Origin of the sequence: Actinophytocola sp. (assembly GCF_035712165.1) — a bacterium.
In the GTDB taxonomy this organism is placed as follows: domain Bacteria; phylum Actinomycetota; class Actinomycetes; order Mycobacteriales; family Pseudonocardiaceae; genus DASYTH01.
In genome coordinates, this window is the sequence record NZ_DASTBH010000351.1 from 1 (window position 1) to 4,949 (window position 4,949).

4 protein-coding genes are annotated in these 4,949 nt (G+C 67.9%); all 4 read right to left on the bottom strand.

What is annotated here, in order from left to right:
- Nucleotides 1-39: 39 nt before the first annotated feature.
- A complete protein-coding gene (locus tag VFO68_RS19605) occupies nt 40-885 on the bottom strand; it encodes a carbohydrate ABC transporter permease (protein WP_325159779.1) in 846 nt (281 codons plus the stop codon).
- A complete protein-coding gene (locus VFO68_RS19610; protein ID WP_325159780.1) occupies nt 882-1,907 on the bottom strand; it encodes a sugar ABC transporter permease in 1,026 nt (341 codons plus the stop codon). The genes VFO68_RS19605 and VFO68_RS19610 overlap by 4 nt, the downstream gene beginning before the upstream one ends.
- 84 nt (nt 1,908-1,991) lie before the next feature.
- Entirely contained in the window at nt 1,992-3,245 is a 1,254-nt protein-coding gene (locus tag VFO68_RS19615) for an ABC transporter substrate-binding protein (RefSeq protein ID WP_325159781.1), read from the bottom strand.
- Nucleotides 3,246-3,289: 44 nt separating this feature from the next.
- Nucleotides 3,290-4,810, bottom strand: a complete 1,521-nt coding sequence (locus VFO68_RS19620; protein WP_325159782.1) for a substrate-binding domain-containing protein — start codon at nt 4,808-4,810, stop codon at nt 3,290-3,292.
- Between the last annotated feature and the right edge of the window lie 139 nt (nt 4,811-4,949).

Genomic DNA, 4,949 nt, shown 5'->3' on the forward strand with positions numbered 1-4,949 from the left:
CGGCCAAACTCAGAACTATTATGCAGGGTAAGGATTTCACTACTTGACACCTCCCGCGGTGAGGCCGGCGATGATCCGCCGCTGGAAGATCAGCACCACCACGACGAGGGGTACCGTTACGATCACCCCCGCCGCCATCTGCGTGCCGAACGGCGTGTCGAAGCCGGTAATGCCGGTAAACCGGGAAATCGCGACGGTCGCGGTCTGCATGCTCTTCTCGTTGACCATCGACAGCGCGATGATGAACTCGTTCCAGGCGGCGATGAACGTGATGATCGCCGTGGTGAACATGCCGGGCGCGGCCAGCGGAATGATGACCTTGCGGAACGCCTGGCCCCTGGTCAACCCGTCGACCATGGCGGCCTCTTCCAACTCCTTGGGCATCTGCCGGAAGAAGGTGGCCAGGGTCCAGATGGCCAGCGGCAGCGCGAAGGACAGGCTGGGCACGATCATCGCCTGGTAGGTGTTGATCCAGCCGATCTCGGTGAACAGCTTGAGCAGCGGAACGATCAGCGAGATGCCGGGGAACATCGCGGTGGCGATGATGATCGCGGCGACCACGCCCTTGCCCCGGAACTCGAGGCGGGCCAGCGTGTAGGCCGCGAACGTGCCGACCAGCAGGGTCAGGATCGTGGTGACCCCGGCCACCACGAGGCTGTTCACCAGCGACCGCTGGAAGCCGACGTCCGGCCCGAACACCGCGGTGAAGTTCTCGAGTGACCACGGCGCCGGGAACAGCGTGTTGGCCCCCTGGTCGCCCGGCCGGCGAAACGCCGAGACGACCATCCAGTAGAACGGGGCCAGGCAGTACAGGACGATGACGGCGATGCCGAGATTCAGTAACCAGCGGCGACCACTGCGCATCTGGGTTGCGGTGGCACTCATATGGTCGACCCTCCAACCGCTACCGGCGCCGCCAGGACTTCCTGCCGGCCCTTGCCTTTGGCCTTCGTCTCCGACCGGGCCGCCCCGATCACGTCCGCGCCGAGCAGCTTGACGAACGCGAACGCCACCAGCGCCACGTAGACGAACAGGATCGTCGCGTAGGCGGCGGCCGGCCCGTACCGGAGGTTGTTCGCCTCCTCGTAGGCCAGCATGGACAGTGTCTCCACCGCGTACTTGCGCGGGCCGATCATCACGAACGGCAGGTCGAACATGCGCAGCACGTCCAGCGTGCGGAACAACACCGCGACCAGCAGCGCCGGCTTCACCAGCGGCAGCGTGATCCGCCAGAAGGTCCGCCAGGCGTTGGCGCCGTCCACCCTGGCCGCCTCGTAGACCTCGTTGGAGATCAGCTGCAGTCCGGCCAGGGTGAGCAACCCGATGAACGGCGCGGTCTTCCAGGTGTCGGCGATGACCACCGCCCAGAAGGCCTGCTGCCCCTCGGCGGTCCACAGCACCTCGGAGCGCAGGATCTCGTTGGCGATGCCGTCGGTCTGGAAGATCCAGCGCCACAGGATGGCCGACACCGCGGTCGGGATCGCCCACGGCACCAGGATGCTGGCCCGGACGAGTCCCTTGCCGCGCAGCGCGTGGTGCATCACCAGCGCCATGGACACGCCGATCAGGATCTCGATGAGCACCGAGATCACCGTGAACCAGGTGGTGTTGCCGAAGGCGTTCCAGAACCGGTCTCCGGTCTCGCCGGAGAACACCGCCGAGTAGTTGTCGGCGCCGACGAAGTTCTCGCCCTCGACGACGAAGCCGCTCTCGTCGAGGCCTTCACCGCGCTGGTACAGCGACTCGCGCAGGGCGGCGATCAGTGGATACACGATCACCAGTCCCAGCACGAAGAACGTGGGCGACAGCAGCAGGGCCGCGAGCTTTCCCGATCCCTGCGGGCTTTGCTTGATTGCCGCCTTCTTGGACTTCGCTGGCCCGGCTGGTGGGGCAGCGGTTGTGGTCACGACGATCTCCTTGGGCCACGCGGAAAAACGAGTGGGGAGCGCCCGGCCGAGCTGTGTGCCCGGCCGGGCCTCCCGTTCATTCGACTACTGCGCGGTGAGCTCTTCGAGCTTCTTCTGCATGTCGGCCAGCGCCTGGTCCGGTGTCTTCGCACCGGTCAGCGCCGCGTAGGCGTTCTCCTGGATCGCCGAGGTGACGTCGCCGTACTTGACCGCCTGCGGGCGCGGCTTCGCGCTCAGGATGGAGTCCTTGAGCGTGGGCAGGTACGGGAACTGCTTGGTCAGCTCCGCGTCCTCGTACAGGCTGGCCAGGGTGGGCGCCTGCGAGGTCGCGATCAGGTTGGACTTCTCGTTCTCCTCCGAGGTGAAGAACTTGATGAAGTCCAGCGCGGTCGCCTTGTTCTTGGCGAAGGACGAGATCGCGAAGTTGTGCCCGCCGAGGGTGGAGCTACCGCCACTGGTCTGGCCGGGCAGCGGCGCGACGTCGAACTTGCCGGCCACCTGCGAGGAACCATCGGTCTTGTTGGCCAGGGCCCACTGGTACGGCCACTGCCGGTGGAAGAGCAGCTTGCCCGCCTGGAAGGCGCGCCGGCCCTCCTCCTCCTTGTAGGTGATGGCCTCCCGCGGGATCGCGCCGCTCTGGAAGCCCTGCACCAGGACGTTCAGGCCGGCCTTGGCCTCCGGGGTGTTCAGGGTCGGCTTGCCTTCTGCGTTGAGCAGCGAGCCACCGGCCGACTGCACGGCCTCGGAGAAGTTGCAGGTCAGGCCCTCGTACTTCTCGAACTGACCGGCGTAGCACTCCATTCCGGTCGCCTCGGGCAGCGCGTCCACCTTCTGGCAGGCCGAGAGCAGCTCGGTCCAGGTCTTGGGAGCCTGCACGCCCGCCTTGTCCAGCAGGTCCTTGCGGTAGTAGAGCAGACCGCCGTCGGAGTACACCGGCACCGCGTAGAGCTTGTCGCGGTACTTGGCGGTGTCCACGGCCGGCTTGAGGAACTTGTCCAGCTGGAACTGGCTCTGCGGCAGCTCGACGACCCACTTGTTGGCGGCGAACTCGGCCGTCCACACCACATCCAGGTTCAGCACGGTGAACGCGTCGGACTTCACCTGCGCGTTCTGCACCATCTGCTGGCGCTGCCCGTCGGCCGACTCGGGCAGCTCGACGATGCGGACCTTCTCGGTGGGGTGCTCGGCGTTCCACTTGTCGACGAGCTTGACCATGTTGCCCGAGGTGTCCTTGCCGGTGGCGAAGGTGATCTCACCGCGGCCGTCGAGCGCATCGGGGTTTCCGGCCGCGTTGCCGCCGCCACCGGAGTCGTTGCCGCAGGCCGCAAGCAGGGCCACCGCTGCCAATGCGGCGGCACCACGCAGGGCCCTTGCTCCAACAATCATGTTTTGTTCTCCTGTCGATCTTTTTTCAACCCTGCGTCGAGCCGAAGATCGGCGACGACACTTCGCCGGCCGTCCACCGGCGAGAGATCAGTCGTTATATCAGCGCTTGCGCGGCTGACAATGGTCGCGGGTAGCAATACACCCTCGGGTTCGGCCGAGGGAGCCTGGAGTAACCGCAGCGCGGTGGCCGCGATGTCGGTGACCGGCTGGCGCACGCTGGTCAGCCCCGGGCTGACCGCGGCGGCCAGCGGCGTGTCGTCGAACCCGGTGACCGCGAAGTCCGTCCCGGGCCGGCCGCCGCGCTGGATCACCGCGCGCATGACCCCCAGCGCGAACACGTCGGAGATCGCCACGATCGCCGTCGGCGGGTTCGGCAGGCCGAGCAGTTGCTCCGCGGCCCGCTCACCGTCGGCCACCGTGTCACCCGGACAGGACACCGCCATTCCGGCGATCGGCAGGCCGCGCCGCGCGCAGGCGTCCCGCCAGCCCTGCCGGCGGTCCTTGGCCGCCCCCAACCGGCCGCGCCGCCCGACGAACCCGATCCGGTCGTGGCCCTTGGCGTGCAGCCCGTCGACGAGCTGCGCGCAGGCGCCGGCACCGTCCACATCCACCCACGAGCCGGGCTCCACGCCGTCCTTGGGCCAGGTGCGACCGAACGACACGAACCTGATGTCCCGCTCGGCGAGCCACTGGTGCCGCGGGTCGTCCCGGTCGGTGTCGGAGAGCACGAAGCCGTCCACCGCCTGCTGCGCGATCAGGTCCGCGTAGGTGGCCAGACCGGAGGAGCCCGGCGGGGCGGTGAACAGCAGCACGTGCCGGCCCACGGTCTCCATCGCCGCGGACAGCGCGTGCAGGAAGGAGTCCATCATGGAGTTGGCGTAGCCGACCGAGCGCTGCGGGATGCAGTAGCCGATCAGGCCGGCGCTGCCGGTGGACAGGCTCCTGGCCATCCGGTTGGGCCGGTAGTTGAGCTCGTCGATCGCCTTGATGACCTTGGCGAGCGTGGCCGGCTCCAGCCGGTGCGGCGCGTTGAGGGCGTTGGACACGGTCTGCCGGGAGACGGCGGCGCGGGCCGCCACCTCGCGCAGGGTCACCGCCCGCTGCCGGACCGACCGCTGAGTCATCATCGACTCCCTGCACCTTGCTCGAAACCTGCCGACCTGCGCCCACACCGTCAGATTCGCCGTGGTCGTCCCGAAGTTGGTCAGCCGCAGGTGCTCGGCCAGGGTCGCGGGCGACACCGCGCGGCGCCGCTCGGCCATGATCGTCGGATCGCCGGCGCCGCCGGACAGCACCGCGTGCAGGGTGACCGCGCCCGGGCCCGCCCGGCGCCGCCCGACCGGGACCAGTTCGCCCTCGGCCACGCCGATCTCCAACTGGGCGAGTGCGCGCCGATCCCTGCTGTACCAACCGGGTGAACCCGGCCAGCCGATCTGACCGTCCGAAGCGGACAGCACGAGATCGGGTGCGGACAACACGGTGAGCAGGTCGTGCAGGGCCTGCTGGCTGGGTGCCACGCATAACTCCTTGAGTCAAGATCGACCGCCCGGGGTTGACACCGGGGCTTCGGTGGGACACTCTATGCCGGTCGTTTGACCGGTCAAACGACGAGGGCATGTTGATCAGGGTTCGAGCAAGAGGCCAGGGAGTCGATGA